The organism is Streptomyces sp. CBMA156 (assembly GCF_014596515.1).
In the GTDB taxonomy this organism is placed as follows: Bacteria; Actinomycetota; Actinomycetes; order Streptomycetales; family Streptomycetaceae; genus Kitasatospora.
This window is the reverse complement of sequence record NZ_MSJQ01000154.1, coordinates 1-14,212: the sequence shown is the minus strand read 5'-3', so window position 1 is coordinate 14,212 and position 14,212 is coordinate 1. Positions and strand designations below refer to the sequence as shown.

General features: G+C 74.9%; 13 protein-coding genes and 1 pseudogene. 5 read left to right on the top strand and 9 right to left on the bottom strand.

Annotation, left to right across the window (positions count from 1 at the left end):
* A pseudogene (locus BU198_RS12910) lies at positions 1–688 on the top strand (hypothetical protein); the annotation flags it as partial.
* A 31-nt stretch (positions 689–719) separates the two neighbouring features.
* Here the strand turns inward: BU198_RS12910 and BU198_RS12905 are convergent.
* The 8 genes from BU198_RS12905 to BU198_RS12870 form a co-directional block, all read right to left on the bottom strand.
* Entirely contained in the window at positions 720–1,508 is a 789-nt protein-coding gene (locus tag BU198_RS12905) for a type III pantothenate kinase (RefSeq protein WP_188296988.1), read from the bottom strand.
* Between the two features lie 47 nt (positions 1,509–1,555).
* Positions 1,556–2,518 carry a carboxylating nicotinate-nucleotide diphosphorylase gene (nadC, locus tag BU198_RS12900; RefSeq protein WP_188296987.1) on the bottom strand — a complete coding sequence of 321 codons (963 nt, stop codon included), beginning with the start codon at positions 2,516–2,518 and terminating at the stop codon, positions 1,556–1,558.
* Between the two features lie 4 nt (positions 2,519–2,522).
* Positions 2,523–4,193 carry an L-aspartate oxidase gene (locus BU198_RS12895; RefSeq protein WP_188296986.1) on the bottom strand — a complete coding sequence of 557 codons (1,671 nt, stop codon included), beginning with the start codon at positions 4,191–4,193 and terminating at the stop codon, positions 2,523–2,525.
* Between the two features lie 15 nt (positions 4,194–4,208).
* On the bottom strand, positions 4,209–4,658 hold the full coding sequence (gene panD / locus BU198_RS12890) for an aspartate 1-decarboxylase (protein ID WP_188296985.1): 450 nt from the start codon (positions 4,656–4,658) through the stop codon (positions 4,209–4,211).
* 96 nt (positions 4,659–4,754) lie between these two features.
* A complete protein-coding gene (gene panC / locus BU198_RS12885; RefSeq protein ID WP_188296984.1) occupies positions 4,755–5,660 on the bottom strand; it encodes a pantoate--beta-alanine ligase in 906 nt (301 codons plus the stop codon).
* Positions 5,660–6,622 carry a Rossmann-like and DUF2520 domain-containing protein gene (locus tag BU198_RS12880; RefSeq protein ID WP_411293187.1) on the bottom strand — a complete coding sequence of 321 codons (963 nt, stop codon included), beginning with the start codon at positions 6,620–6,622 and terminating at the stop codon, positions 5,660–5,662. Before BU198_RS12880 ends, panC begins: the two co-directional genes overlap by 1 nt.
* Before the next feature lie 97 nt (positions 6,623–6,719).
* Positions 6,720–7,409, bottom strand: a complete 690-nt coding sequence (locus tag BU198_RS12875; protein ID WP_188296983.1) for a response regulator — start codon at positions 7,407–7,409, stop codon at positions 6,720–6,722.
* Between the two features lie 37 nt (positions 7,410–7,446).
* On the bottom strand, positions 7,447–8,643 hold the full coding sequence (locus BU198_RS12870) for a sensor histidine kinase (RefSeq protein ID WP_223244309.1): 1,197 nt from the start codon (positions 8,641–8,643) through the stop codon (positions 7,447–7,449).
* A 164-nt stretch (positions 8,644–8,807) separates the two neighbouring features.
* Here BU198_RS12870 and BU198_RS12865 point away from each other — a divergent pair, with 164 nt between their 5' ends.
* Positions 8,808–9,824 carry an SAM-dependent methyltransferase gene (locus BU198_RS12865; protein ID WP_188296981.1) on the top strand — a complete coding sequence of 339 codons (1,017 nt, stop codon included), beginning with the start codon at positions 8,808–8,810 and terminating at the stop codon, positions 9,822–9,824.
* Complete coding sequence (locus BU198_RS12860) at positions 9,821–10,990, top strand: NADH-quinone oxidoreductase subunit D (RefSeq protein ID WP_188296980.1); 1,170 nt, start codon at positions 9,821–9,823, stop codon at positions 10,988–10,990. The genes BU198_RS12865 and BU198_RS12860 overlap by 4 nt, the downstream gene beginning before the upstream one ends.
* Positions 10,991–10,996: 6 nt before the next feature.
* Here BU198_RS12860 and BU198_RS12855 read toward each other — a convergent pair whose 3' ends face one another.
* The gene (locus tag BU198_RS12855) at positions 10,997–11,893 is read right to left on the bottom strand and encodes a hypothetical protein (RefSeq protein WP_411293186.1); all 897 of its coding nucleotides are present in this window, start codon (positions 11,891–11,893) and stop codon (positions 10,997–10,999) included.
* Positions 11,894–12,138: 245 nt separating this feature from the next.
* Here BU198_RS12855 and BU198_RS12850 point away from each other — a divergent pair, with 245 nt between their 5' ends.
* Together BU198_RS12850 and BU198_RS43325 are read left to right on the top strand one after the other, a co-directional pair.
* Positions 12,139–12,603, top strand: a complete 465-nt coding sequence (locus tag BU198_RS12850) for a hypothetical protein (RefSeq protein ID WP_188296979.1) — start codon at positions 12,139–12,141, stop codon at positions 12,601–12,603.
* Between the two features lie 26 nt (positions 12,604–12,629).
* Positions 12,630–14,212 (top strand): beta-ketoacyl synthase N-terminal-like domain-containing protein (locus tag BU198_RS43325; protein WP_317620096.1); only part of this gene is annotated, 1,583 nt, incomplete at its 3' end.

The following is a 14,212-nucleotide window of genomic DNA, read 5'->3' as shown; positions in this document are numbered from 1 at the left end:
CGGGCAGGTCGCCCCGGCGGTGGCCGGCCCGGCGTCGGGCGGGGCGCCGAGCGCGTCCGCGGCCCCGGTCTCGGGACCGGAGTTCCAGCAGATGCTCACCGAACTGCTGCCGCAGGGGGCGGTGACGGTGGGGGAGGCCCGAGGGACCGAGAGCGACACCCCGCAGCTGCGGCTGGTCCTGGACGATGGGAACGGTGCGGTCCAGTACCTGTTCTGGATCATGGGCCGCGTCGGCGACACCGGTTGCCCGGCCACGACGATCCCGGGTGACACCTGCACCGAGTCGGACCTCCCGGGCGGCGAGCACCTGCGCGTCTACCAGGCCGGGACGCGCGACGGCGAGCCGGCCGGCTCCAAGATGTGGTCCGCCAAGCTCTCCGGGAGCGGCTACGAGGTGTCGATCCAGGAGTGGAACCGCAAGCCGCTGGAGCAGGGCGCGCCGATCACCCGCACCGACCCGCCACTGACACCGGACCAGCTCGCCGCGGTGGTGAAGGCTCCGCGCTGGCAGCAGGTGGTGGACGCGCTGCCGGACCCGCGGGCGGGGAAGCCCACCGGTCCGGCGCCCACGCCCCCCGCGCCGGGGACCCTCCCGATCACTCCGGCCCCGGGAGTCACCTTGTATCGCTGGGATGGGGTGACGACCGGCCCGCACACCCTGCCGGCCTTCCCGAAGCCCGGCAGCTGAGCACCGCTCGGCAGCCCCGCGACCGAGGGGCTCAGGCGGTGGGACGGTTGCGCTCGTACACCAGGCGCAGGCCGATCAGGGTCAGCCAGGGCTCGTGCTCGTCGATGGTGGTGGCCTCGCCGAGGACGAGCGGGGCCAGCCCGCCGGTGGCGATCACCTGGACGTCGTCCGGGTCCTTGGCCAGCTCCCTGGCCATCCGCTCGACCAGGCCGTCGACCTGGCCGGCGAAGCCGTAGAGGATGCCCGACTGCATGCCCTCGACGGTGTTCTTGCCGATCACGTTGCGCGGGCGGGCCAGCTCGATCTTGCGCAGCTGGGCGCCGCGGACGCCGAGCGCCTCGACCGAGATCTCGATGCCCGGCGCGATCGCGCCGCCGACGTAGTCGCCACGGGCGTTGACCGCGTCGAAGGTGGTCGCGGTGCCGAAGTCGACCACGATGCACGGGCCGCCGTACAGGTGGTTGGCGGCCAGCGCGTTGACGATCCGGTCCGCGCCGACCTCCTTGGGGTTGTCCATCAGGACGTGCACCCCGGTCTTCACGCCGGGCTCCACGATCACCGCGGGGACGTCGCCGTAGTAGCGGCGGGTCACCTCGCGGAGCTCGTGGAGCACGGCGGGGACGGAGGAGCAGATCGCCAGGCCCTCCACCACGGCCTCGCGGACCGCGGTGTGGTTGCCCATCAGCCCTTGCAGCAGCACCGCCAGTTCATCGGCCGTGCGGCGCGGATCGGTGGAGATCCGCCAGTGTTCCACCACGTCCTCGCCGTCGAACAGGCCGAGTGTGGTCTGGGTGTTGCCGACGTCGATGGTGAGGAGCACGGGGACGCTTTCTGCGAGTCGGGACGGGGCTGTGCTCGACCTGACGGTCAGGCGCGCAGGTCCAGGCCGATGTCCAGCACCGGCGAGGAGTGGGTGAGCGCGCCCACGGCCAGGTAGTCGACACCAGTCTGGGCGACCTCGCGCGCGTCGGCCAGGGTCAGTCCGCCGGAGGCCTCCAGCTTCGCCCGGCCGGCCACCAGCGTGACGGCCTCCTTCAGCTGTCCGACGGTGAAGTTGTCCAGCAGGATCAGGTCCGCCCCGGCCTCCAGCACCGGCGGGATCTGCTCCAGGGCGTCCACCTCGACCTCGACCGGCAGCTCCGGGTACGCGGCCCGGACGGCCCGGAAGGCCTCGGCCACGCCGCCGGCCGCGACCACGTGGTTGTCCTTCACCAGCGCGGCGTCCGAGAGCGCCATCCGGTGGTTGGCGCCGCCGCCGCAGCGCACCGCGAACTTCTCCAGCGCGCGCAGGCCGGGGGTGGTCTTGCGGGTGTCCCTGACCACCGCGCCGGTGCCCTCCAGGGCGTCCGCCCAGGCGCGGGTCGCGGTGGCGATGCCGGACAGGTGGCAGAGCAGGTTGAGCGCGCTGCGCTCGGCGGTCAGCAGGTCGCGGGTGCGGGAGCGGACCGAGAGCAGCACCTGGCCGGCCGCCACCCGGTCGCCGTCCTCGACGTGCCGCTCGACCTCGAACTCCTCCTCGCAGACCAGCGAGACGACCGCCTCGGCGACCCGCAGGCCGGCCACCACGCCGGCCTGGCGGGCGGTGAAGTCGGCGGTCGCGACGGCCTCGGCGGGCACGGTCGCCACCGAGGTGACGTCCTCGCCGCCGGCCAGGTCCTCGGCCAGCGCCAGGGTGGCGATGTCCTCGACCTCGACCGGGTCCAGCCCGGCCCGCTCCAGCAGCTCGGCCAGCTGGGGGTCCAGGCCGGTCTCGTAGCCCTCGCCGTCCCCGCAGGCGCAGCCGTCGCCGCAGCCGCCGGCCATCGGGAGTTCCTCGTGGGAGTGGGTCATGGTTCTACTGCTCCTCAGGGGTGCTGACCGGGCCGCCGGCGGCGGCGAGGGTGGTGATCAGGTGACGCCGCCAGGCGGCGTCGTCGCGCTCGGGGAAGTCCTCGCGCCAGTGGCAGCCGCGGGTCTCCGCGCGCTGCGCGGCGGCCGCGACCAGGGCGGTGGAGACCAGCAGCAGGTTGGCGGCCTCCCAGGTCTCCACCCGGGGGTCGGCCGGCTTGTCCTCGGCGAGGTGCGCGTACGTCTGCTCGGCGATCAGGCCGAGCCCGGCCGCGGCGCCGGCCATCGAGGCGGCCGAGCGCAGCACGCCCGCGCCGCGCGACATCAGCCGCTGGATCTCGGCCCGCGCCTCGGACGGCGGCAGCGGGACGGCGTGCGCGGCCCTGGCGGCCGCGACGTCCACGGTGCGCTCGGGCAGGCCGCCGGCCAGGTGCCGTCCGGCCAGGTCGGCGGCGATCCGCTCGGCGAAGACCAGGCCCTCCAGCAGCGAGTTGGAGGCCAGCCGGTTGGCGCCGTGCACCCCGGTGCAGGCGACCTCGCCGCAGGCGTACAGGCCGGGGACGCTGGTGCGGCCGTGCGGGTCGGTGCGCACGCCGCCGGAGGCGTAGTGCGCGGCCGGGGCGACCGGGATCGGCTCGGTGACCGGGTCGATGCCGTGGGAGCGGCAGGAGGCGAGGATGGTCGGGAAGCGCTGCTCCCACATCTCGGCGCCGAAGTGCCGTCCGTCCAGGTACATGTGCTCGGCGCCCTGCTCCAGCATGCGCCGGGTGATCGCCTTGGCGACGATGTCGCGCGGGGCCAGCTCGGCCAGCTCGTGCTGCCCGAGCATGAACCGGACGCCGTCCGCGTCCACCAGGTGGGCGCCCTCGCCGCGCACGGCCTCGGAGACCAGCGGCTGCTGGCCCTCGGCCTCGGGGCCGAGCCAGAGCACGGTCGGGTGGAACTGGACGAACTCCAGGTCGGTGACGGCGGCGCCGGCCCGCAGCGCGAGCGCCACGCCGTCGCCGGTGGAGACCGCCGGGTTGGTGGTGGCCGAGAAGACCTGGCCCATGCCGCCGGTGGCGAGCACCACCGCGCGGGCCCGGACGGCGCCGACGCCGTCCCGCGCGCCCTCGCCCATCACGTGCAGGGTGAGCCCGGCGGCGTGCCCCTCGGCGTCGGTGAGCAGGTCGAGGACGAGCGCGTGCTCGATCAGCTCGATGTCCTGGTCGGTGCGGACGGCGTCGACTAGGGCGCGCGATATCTCGGCGCCGGTGGCGTCCCCGCCGGCGTGTGCGATCCGGCGGCGGTGGTGGCCGCCCTCGCGGGTCAGCAGGATCTCGCCGTCGGTGCCGCGGTCGAAGGCGGCGCCGACCGCGATCAGCCGGCGGACGGCGTCCGGGCCCTCGGTGACCAGGGTGCGCACGGCCTCCTCGTCGCAGAGCCCGGCGCCGGCCACCAGGGTGTCGTCCAGGTGCTGCCCGGGGGTGTCCCCCTCGCCCAGGGCGGCGGCGATGCCGCCCTGGGCCCAGCGGGTGGAGCCGTCGTCCAGCATCGCCTTGGTGACCACCATGGCCCGCAGGCCGGCCTTGCGGACGTTGAGCGCGACGGTGAGGCCGGCGACGCCGGAGCCGACCACGACCACGTCGGTGGTCGCGGTCCAGCCGGGGGCCGGGGCGGTGAGGCGGTGCGTGGTCATGGGTGGGTGGCTCCTTCAGCGCGAGGCGGCGTCGGCCGCGTCGTTGCCGTCACCGTACGCCCTGTCCCCCCGGAGCAGTCCGCTGCCCTCCTGGGCCTCCGCAGGGTCCCCGCCCAGTCCGGTGATCCGGTTCCGCCCGTCCACGAAGACGATCTTCGGCTCGTAGCCCTTGGCCTCGGCCGTGTCCATCTGCCCGTAGGCGATGAGTATGACGAGGTCGCCGGGATGGACCAGACGGGCGGCGGCGCCGTTGATGCCGATCACGCCGGAGCCGCGCGGGCCGGCGATGGTGTAGGTCTCCAGCCGGGCGCCGTTGTCGATGTCGACGATGTGGACCAGCTCGCCGGGGAGCAGGTCGGCCGCGTCGAGCAGGTCCTCGTCCACCGTGACGGAGCCGACGTAGTGCAGGTCGGCCTGGGTCACGGTGGCCCGGTGGATCTTGGACTTGAGCATGGTGCGGAGCATTGCGGGTCACGCCTCCTGTGAGTGCATGCCGGAGAGAACGGGGGTCGTGCTGCCCGGTGTCGCCACCGGGCGGTCCTGCGCCCGGAGGTCGTCCGCCTAGCGGCAGATGAGGTGGACGTTGTCGATCAGGCGGGTCGTGCCCACCTTCGCGGCGACGGCCAGCACCGCCTCGCCCTGGAAGTCGTCCGCCGCCTCCGTGAAGGAGTGCGGGTCGATCAGGGCGAGGTAGTCCAGGGTGACGCCCTCGGCGCCGTCCAGGACGGCCGAGGCGGCCTCGCGGACGGCCTTCGGGCCCTGCGCGGCGGCGTCGCGGCCGGCGAACAGGGCCTTGGACAGGGCGAGCGCGTGGGCCCGCTCCTCCGCCGAGAGGTAGTCGTTGCGCGAGGACAGCGCCAGGCCGTCCTCCTCGCGGAGGGTCGGCACGCCGACGATCTCGACGTCGAAGTCCAGGTCGGCGACCATCCGCCGGATGATCGCCAGCTGCTGGGCGTCCTTCTCGCCGAAGAAGGCGAAGTCCGGGTCGGTGATGTGCAGCAGCTTGGCGACCACGGTCAGCACACCGTCGAAGTGGCCGGGCCTCGTGGCGCCCTCGAAGCGCTCGCCCATCGGGCCGGCCACCATGCGCACCTGCGGCTCGCCGTTCGGGTAGACCTCGTCGACGGACGGCGCGAAGACCACGTCGGCGCCGTTCTCCTCGGCCAGCTTCACGTCGGCGTCGAGGGTGCGCGGGTAGCGCTCCAGGTCCTCGCCGGCGCCGAACTGGAGCGGGTTGACGAAGACCGTCACCGCGACCCGGCCGTCCCGGCCGACCTGCTTGCGGGCTGCGCGGATCAGCGCGGCGTGGCCCTCGTGCAGGGCGCCCATGGTCATCACGACGGCGTTGTCCACCGGCTGCTCGTCCGGCCAGAACGCGGCCTCGAAGTCGTCCACGGTGCGGGTGACGACGGCCCGGTGGACCTTCGGCGCCCGCTGGGCCTTGCTCGGCTGCTTGCCGCGTGCCATCAGTGCTTCTCCTCGTTCAGTACGTCCAGCAGTCCCGCCGCCGACGTTTCGTCGATCGTCCCGTTGGCGAGCGCCCGCTGCGCGGTCGCGCGGGCCATCGCCCGGTAGGCCGCCGGGATGTCCGGGGACACCGTACTGAGCTGCGCCAGGTGGCGCCGTACGGTGCCCGCGTCGCCCCGGGCGACCGGGCCGGTGAGGGCCGCGTCGCCGGAGCGCAGGCTGTTGTCCAGGGCGGCGCCCAGCAGCGGGCCGAGCATCCGGCCGGGCTCGGCGACGCCGGCCGTGCGCAGCAGGTCCATCGCCTGCGCGACCAGGGTGACCAGGTGGTTCGCGCCGTGCGCGAGGGCGGTGTGGTAGAGCGGGCGGACCTCCTCGGGCACCCACTCGGGCTCGCCGCCCATCTCCACCACCAGCGCCTCGGCGACCGGCCGCAGCTCCTCGGGGGCGGTCACGCCGAACGGGCAGCCGGCCAGCCTGTCCAGGTCGACGGAGGTGCCGGTGAAGGTCATCGCCGGGTGCAGGGCCAGCGGCAGCGCCCCGGCCCTGGTGGCGGGCTCCAGGACGGCGACGCCGTGCGCGCCGGAGGTGTGCACGACCAGCTGGCCCGGGCGGACCGCGCCGGTGGCGGCCAGCCCGGCCACCAGGCCGGCCAGTGCGTCGTCGGGGACGGTCAGCAGCACCAGGTCGGCGGCGGCCAGCACCTGCGGCGGGGTGACGATCCGTACCCCGGGCAGCAGCGCGTCGGCGCGGCGGCGGGAGGTGGCGGACACCCCGGAGGCGGCGACCACGGTGTGTCCGGCGAGCTGGAGCGCGGCGCCCAGCGCGGGGCCGACCCGGCCGGTGCCGACCACGCCGACGGCCAGCCGGGCCGGGCGGTTGCCGGGATCGCCCGGGTCGCCGAGGCCGTCGGTGAGCGGGGCGAACTCGCCGAAGTCGGCGAAGCCGGACGGATTCACGTCCACCCTTGTCCTGCCTTGTCCTGAATGACCGTTCCGGTCCACTCGGCGGGTACCGGACGTACCGCCCCAGTCTACGGGGACGCCCGGGCGCCGAGGCGGCTCAGTCGGAGGCCCCGGCCCGGATCAGCCCGGCCTCGTACGCCAGGACCACGGCCTGGACCCGGTCGCGCAGGCTCAGCTTGGCCAGGATCCGGCCGACGTGGGTCTTCACGGTGGCCTCGGAGAGCACCAGCCGGGCCGCGATCTCGCCGTTCGACAGCCCCTGGGCGACCAGCAGGAACACCTCCCGCTCGCGCTCGGTCAGCGGGCCGAGGGTGTCCGAGCCCGGCGCGTTGTGCGGGGTGGGCAGCACCTCGGCGAAGCGGTCGATCATCCGGCGGGTGGTGGTCGGGGCGACCACCGCGTCCCCGCCGTGCACCGCGCGGATCGCGGCCACCAGCTCGGTCGGCGGGACGTCCTTGAGCAGGAAGCCGCTGGCGCCGGCCTTGAGCGCGGCGAAGGCGTACTCGTCCAGGTCGAAGGTGGTGAGGATGAGCACGTGCGGGGCGCCGGGCAGCGGGCTGCCGTCCTCGGCGAGGCAGATCCTGCGGGTCGCCTGCACGCCGTCCAGCCGCGGCATCCGGACGTCCATCAGGATCACGTCGACCTCGGTGTGCCGCAGCCGCTCCAGGGCCTGGGCGCCGTCGCCCGCCTCGGCGGTGATCTCGATGTCGCCCTGTGACTGGAGGATCATCCGGAAACCGGTGCGGAGCAGTTCCTGGTCGTCGACGAGCATCACGCGGATGGTCAAGGTGGGACTCCTTGGAAGGGGGGGACGGCGGACGGGGCTAGTGGGCCGCCTTGAGCGGCAGGACGGCGCGGATCCGGAAGCCGCCGCCGGGGCGGGGGCCCACGTCGAGGCTGCCGCTGACCATGCCGACCCGTTCGCGCATGCCGATCAGGCCGTGGCCGAGGCCGTCCGTGCCGCCGGTGGCCAGCTGTTCGTCGGTGCTGCCGCGGCCGTCGTCCTCCACCAGGACGGCCAGCTCGCGCTCGCCGAAGTCGACGGCGACCCGGGCGTGCACGTCGGGGCCGCCGTGCTTGCGGACGTTGGTCAGCGCCTCCTGGACGATCCGGTAGACGGTCAGCTCGACGCCCCGCGGCAGCTCGCGCGGGTGCCCCGAGGTGGCGTAGTCCACGTCGAGCCCGGCCGTGCGGACCTGCTCCAGCAGCTCCGGCAGCTCCTCGACGCCCGGCTGCGGCACGTACTCCTCGGCCTTGGTGTCGGAGGTGCGCAGCACGCCCAGCAGCCGGCGCATCTCGACCAGCGCCTGGCGGCCGGTGGAGGCGATCGTGCCGAGCGCCTCCTTCGCCTGCTGCGGGGAGTTGTCCAGGACGTACGCGGCGCCGTCGGCCTGGACGATCATCACCGAGACGTTGTGCGCGACCACGTCGTGCAGCTCGCGGGCGATCCTGGCCCGCTCGGCGGCGACCGCCACCTTGGACTGGGCGTCCCGCTCGCGCTCCAGCCGGGCGGCGCGGTCCTCCAGCTCGGTCAGGTAGGCGCGGCGCACCCTGGTCAGCCGGCCCCAGGCCCAGCAGAGGATGAACGGCGTGCTCATCAGCAGCGTGAGCAGCGCCGCCTCGCCGAAGGTGTACGGGCGGGTGTGGACGTCGCCGCCCTGGTCGAAGGCCGTCTTCACCAGCCTCAGCTGCCAGAAGACCAGCGGCCCGGAGGCCAGGCCGGCGGCCAGGGCCAGCCGGGAGGTCCACTTCCGGCCGAAGGCGGCGCCGGTGTAGGCGAAGACCAGGTAGGCGACCGCGGAGGCGCCCGGGACGATGTCGGCGAGCACCTGGGCGACGCCCAGGCCGGCGGCGGCGGCCACCGTGATGTCGGGGTTGCGGCGGCGGAACACCATCAGCAGCGGCAGCAGTACCGCGATCAGGATCGAGACGTCGAAGCGCCAGCCGTCGTCGGCGTAGCCGTCGCTCGGGATCAGGCCGAAGAGCAGCACGACCGCCGCCCAGGCGGCGTCGACCACCATGGGGTGACGGCGGAGCCAGGCGTTGAGTCGATGCACGTGTCCAGCGTAGGCAGTCACTCCGCATGCCCAGGTCCGCCGGTAGGGCGATCCGCTCTACTCCGTAGGTCGGAGAAGCACCTGGTCCGATTGGGAGGGCCCGCCGGCGCCGGGTAGCGTCCCGCCCCATGACTTGGATGCGGTGGGCGCCCGCCATGGACCAGGCCCTGTACGAACCCGGGCGGGGCTTCTACCGCAGGCCGGAGGGCCCGGCCGGGCACTTCCGCACCTCGGTGCACGCCTCGCCGAAGTTCGCCCGTGCGGTGGCCCGCCTGCTGCTGGAGGTTGACGCGGAACTCGGCCGTCCGGAGGAGCTGGCCCTGGTCGACGTCGGGGCCGGGCGGGGGGAACTGCTGACCGGCGTGCTGGCGGAACTGCCCGGCGAGGTGCTGGCGCGGCTGCGCCCGTACGGCGTGGAGATCGCGCCGCGCCCGGCCGGGCTGCCGTCCACAGCCCTGTGGACGGACGAGCCGCCGCGCGGCGTGACCGGGCTGCTGTTCGCCAACGAGTGGCTGGACAACGTCCCGCTGGACGCCGGCGAGGTGGACGGGGACGGGGTGCTGCGCTACGTCGAGGTGGACACCGGGACCGGCGGGCAGCGGCTCGGTGAGCCGGTCTCGGCGGCCGACGCGGCCTGGGCCGGGCGCTGGTGGCCGGCCCGGGAGCCCGGTGACGTGGTGGAGTTCGGCGGCCCCAGGGACGCCGCCTGGGCGCGGGCCGTGGCCGGGCTGGAGCGCGGGCTGGCCGTCGCCGTCGACTACGGGCACACCGCGGGGCGGCGGCCGCCGTTCGGCACGTACGCGGGTTTCCGGGACGGCCGGGAGGTGGCCCCGGTGCCGGACGGCTCCTGCGACGTCACCGCGCACGTGGCGCTGGACGCCGTCGCCGTGCCCGGTTTCCACAGCCTGTGGACGACGCAGCGGGAGGCCCTGCGCGCGCTCGGCGTGAGCGGTGAGCGCCCGGCGCTCGCGCTCGCCACCAGCGACCCGGTCGGTTACCTGCGGGCGCTGAACGGGGCGGGGGAGGGGGCCGAGCTGACCGACCCGGGCGGGCTGGGCGCCTTCGGCTGGCTGGTGCAGGCCGTCCGCATGCCGGTACCGCCGGGCCTGGAGGCACTGCCGGGATGGCAGACTCTGGGGGCATGAGGGAGACCACGGTCGGCATCGGGGCGGGAGCCGAGAACTTCACCGGCACGGCGGGCAGCACCGACATGGTGCTCAACATCGGCCCGCAGCACCCGGCCACCCACGGCGTGCTGCGGCTGCGGATGCTGCTCGACGGCGAGCGCATCGTGAGCGCGGAGCCGGTGATCGGCTACATGCACCGGGGCGCGGAGAAGCTGTTCGAAGCCCGCGACTACCGGCAGATCATCATGCTGGCCAACCGGCACGACTGGCTCTCCGCCTTCTCCAACGAGCTCGGCGTCGTGATGGCCGTCGAGCGGATGCTCGGCATGGAGGTCCCGGAGCGGGCCGTGTGGGTCCGCACCCTGCTCGCCGAGCTCAACCGGGTGCTCAACCACCTGATGTTCCTCGGCTCGTACCCGCTGGAGCTGGGCGGGATCACCCCGGTCTTCCACGCCTTCACCAGCCGCGAGGACCTCCAGCACGTGCTGGAGGAGGCCTCCGGCGGCCGGATGCACTACATGTTCAACCGGGTCGGCGGCCTCAAGGAGGACCTGCCGGCCGGCTGGCTCGGCCGGGTCCGCACCGCCGTCGCCACCGTGCGCTCGCAGCTGCCGGTCTTCGAGGACCTCGTCCTCGGCAACGAGATCTTCCGCGCCCGCACCGCGGGCGTCGGCGTCCTCACCGGGGCGCAGGCCCAGGCGTACGGCGTCAGCGGCCCGATCGCCAGGGCCAGCGGCCTCGACCTCGACCTGCGCCGCGACGAGCCGTACCTCGCGTACGGCTCCGAGGAACTGCGGCAGGTGCTCACCGTGGTCACCCGCGAGGAGGGCGACTGCCTGGCCCGCTTCGAGTGCCTGCTGGAGCAGACCCTCAACTCGCTCGACCTGGCCGACGCCTGCCTCGACAAGCTCGCCGCGCTGCCGCCGGGGCCGGTCAACCAGCGGCTGCCCAAGGTGCTCAAGGCACCCGAGGGCAGCACCTACGCGTGGACCGAGAACCCGCTCGGGATCAACGGCTACTACCTGGTCTCGCGCGGCGACAAGACGCCCTGGCGGCTCAAGCTGCGCTCGGCGTCCTTCAACAACGTCCAGGTGCTCACCGAACTGCTGCCAGGGACGCTGGTCGCGGACATGGTGGCGATCCTCGGGTCGATGTTCTTCGTCGTCGGCGACATCGACAAGTAGGGCCGGTCAGGCCTTCCTGGCCTTCTTGCCCGGGTCCGCCGGGTGCGGGGCGACCTTGCGGTCGCCCTTGGTGGCGATCCGCTCCTCGCACAGGCGGGCCAGCACGTCGTAGCCCGCCCTGCCCATCAGCTCGGTGAGTTCGGGGCGGTAGCCGACGTACACCGGCTCCGCGCCCTGGTGGGCCGCCGGGGCGCCGGTGCACCACCAGTGCAGGTCGTGGCCGCCCGGGCCCCAGCCGCGGCGGTCGTACTCGCCGATCGAGACCTGGAGGTAGCGGGTGTCGTCGGGGCGGTCGATCCAGTCGTAGGTGCGGCGGATCGGCAGCTGCCAGCAGACGTCCGGCTTGGTCTCCAGCGGCTCGCGGCCCTCCTTGAGCGCGAGCGCGTGCAGCGCGCAGCCGGCGCCGCCCGAGAAGCCCGGGCTGTTCACGAAGATGCAGGCGCCGTCGACCCGGCGGGTCTGGCGGTCGCCGTCCTCGTCCAGCATGGTGATGCCGCCGTCGGCGACGATCCGGCCCTCGGCGTCGGTGCCCTCGGCGAAGTTCTCCCACAGCTCGGGGGTCAGCCGGTCCGCGTGCGACCGGACGCGCTTCTCGTCGTCCTCGTCCGAGTAGTGCGCGCCCAGCGTGCAGCAGCCGTCCGACTCGCCGCGGCCCTCGCGGATGCCGTGGCAGCCCTGGCCGAAGACGCAGGACCAGCGGGAGGTCAGCCAGGTGAGGTCGCAGCGGAAGACCTGCTCCTCGTCGGCGGGGTCGGCGAACTCGACCCACGCGCGGGGGAAGTCGAGCGGGACCTCGTCGCGCGGGATCTCGCGGCGCAGGGTCGGCATCGCGAGGTCGACGGGGGCGGGGGCGGCCTTGGGCTTCGCCTTGGCCTTCTTCTTGGACGTGTCTGCTGGTGCCACCCGGCAAGGGTAGAACGTTCGGGGGCACAGGCGCGGTGGCGGGACCGGTGGTGGGGCCGGCGGCGGGCTCCGCGGGGGCGGTGGCGGCCGCGGTGAAGGCGGGGTGAAGAGGTCCGGCGGGCCCTGCGGGCGGCCCCGGCGGCGTGCCTAGGATGGCGGCCGGTCCGCTACGGGGTCCGGCTACGGGGTCCGCTACGGGGTCCGCTACGAGGCCCGTGACGGGTCCGCGACGGGGAGGTACGGGGATGGCAGGCGGCAGCACCGGGGAGCCCGGCCGCGCGGGCGGGGAGTTCGCCCTCAGGCCGTGGGAACTGCACGGTGAGGGACGGGAGTTCGAGCGGATCGGCGGCGAGCTGGCGAAGGCCGTCACCGCCCTGGAGCAGGGCCTCGCCGCCCTCGGCGCCCCCTGGGGGACGGACCGGCCGGGCAGCGGCTTCGCGGCCGTGTACGGTCCGGCGCGCGGAGAACTCGTCGGCGGGCTGCGCGGGGTGGCCGGACGGGTGGCCGGGGTCGGGGCCGGGCTGCACACGATGGCCGCGCGGACGGCGGACGCGGACAGCTCGGCGGCGAGCGGGTTCGGGGCGACGGCCGTGCCGGAGGCGGCAGGGGCGCCGGGCGTGCCGGGCGTTCCGGGCGTTCCGGGCCCGGCAGGGGTGCCGGGGGCAACCCCGGGGGCGGCTCCCGTCGTCCCCCAGGACATGTCGGTCTGACGGACCCGGCTCGGAGGGGGAAGCGCGTGTCCAGGAAACTGCCGGAGGAACTGGTCCCGGTGCTGGTCAGGACCGGCCGGCAGTGGCCGCAGGCCGACGAGGAGGGCCTGCGCAAGGCGGCCGGGGTCTGGCGCGAGTTCGGCCGGGAGGCCGACCGGCTCACCCGCCGCTGCGGCGAGTCCGTCCGGCGGGTCACCGCCGACAACTCCGGCCACGCCGTCGAGTCCTTCGGCGCGTACTGGCAGACCTTCAGCGGCAGCGGCAAGGGCCACCTGGACGACGCGCACAGCGCGGTCGGACTGGTCGCCGGGGCCTTCGACACGGCCGCGCGGGCCGTGGACACCTGCAAGGCCGAGATCATCGCGACCCTGAACCAGCTCGCCGCCGACCTCGGGCAGGCCGAGGAGCAGGCGGCCAGGGCCCGGGAGGAGGCCGGCCGGGTCGCCACGGCGGCCGCCGGGGGACCGGCGCGGAGCGGGGTGGTCGGCGGGCTGGAGAAGTCCGTCGGAGACCTTGCCGCCAAGGTGCGGGGCACCGCCACCGAACAGGTCGCGGCGGGCCTGGCGGCCGTCGCCGTCGAGGCCGCCGGGCTGAAGATCGGCGGGCTGCTCGCCGAACTCGGCCGCGCCATGAAGGACGCGCTGGCCGGGGTGCTCAAGGAGCCGGCCGCCGTCGCGCTGCTGAGGCTCGGCACCGCGCAGGGGACGGGGATCACCGCCGCCTCGTACCGCACCGGCGCGTTCGACCCGGTCGCCGCCGGGCTGCCCGCCGCCCTCGGCGAACCGGGCGTGCTCGGCGCGGACGGCTCCGGGCTGGTCCTGCTCGCCGGGAAGGACGGCAGGCCGCTGGTCGGCGTCCCCGGGTTGACGGTCAAGGTGGACGGGCACGGCACGCCGGTCCTCGGCCCGGACGGGCAGCCGGTCATCCTCCGCGCCGACGGCACGCCGGTGGCCGACGCCTCCGGGCTGCTGGTCGTCCCGGGGCCGGACGGCAGGCCGGTGGTCGGGGTGGCGGACCTGGCGGTCCGGCTGGACGGGCACGGGCAGCCGGTGCTCACCGACGAGGACGGGAAGGCGGTCCACGGGGTGCCGCTCGCCGGGCTGACGCCGGGCACGGACGGGCCGGGTGCTCCGGGTGCTCTGGGCGTTCCGGGCGTTCCGGGTGCTTCGGGTGCCGACAGGCCGGACGCGGGGGCGCGGACGCCCGACGGGCCGGGGGATCCGAAGACGCCGGGCGTCGTGACGGTGGCCTCGGTCACGGTGGCGGACCCGGGGACGCTGCTCGGCGGGCCGGACCCGGCGGGCGTGGCGGGCGCGCCGGCTGGTGCGACGGCGTCCGCGGCCGGGTACGTCACCGGGGGTTCGCCGGGGCAGCACCGGGCGACGGGCGGTGGCGGTGGCGGTAGCGGTGGTGGCGGCGGTGGTGGGAACTGGGCGCCGCCGGAGCGGGACACCGGGGCGCAGGCGCGGTCCGTCGCCGCGCCGGTCCGCCAGGGCGAGTGCTCGCTGGCGCTGGTCGCCGGCGTCACCGTGATGGCCACCCCCGGCGTGTTCACCGAGTTCAGCAAGCAGCGCGGACTGGCTGGGGACGGCCGCTGCAAGTCCTTCGC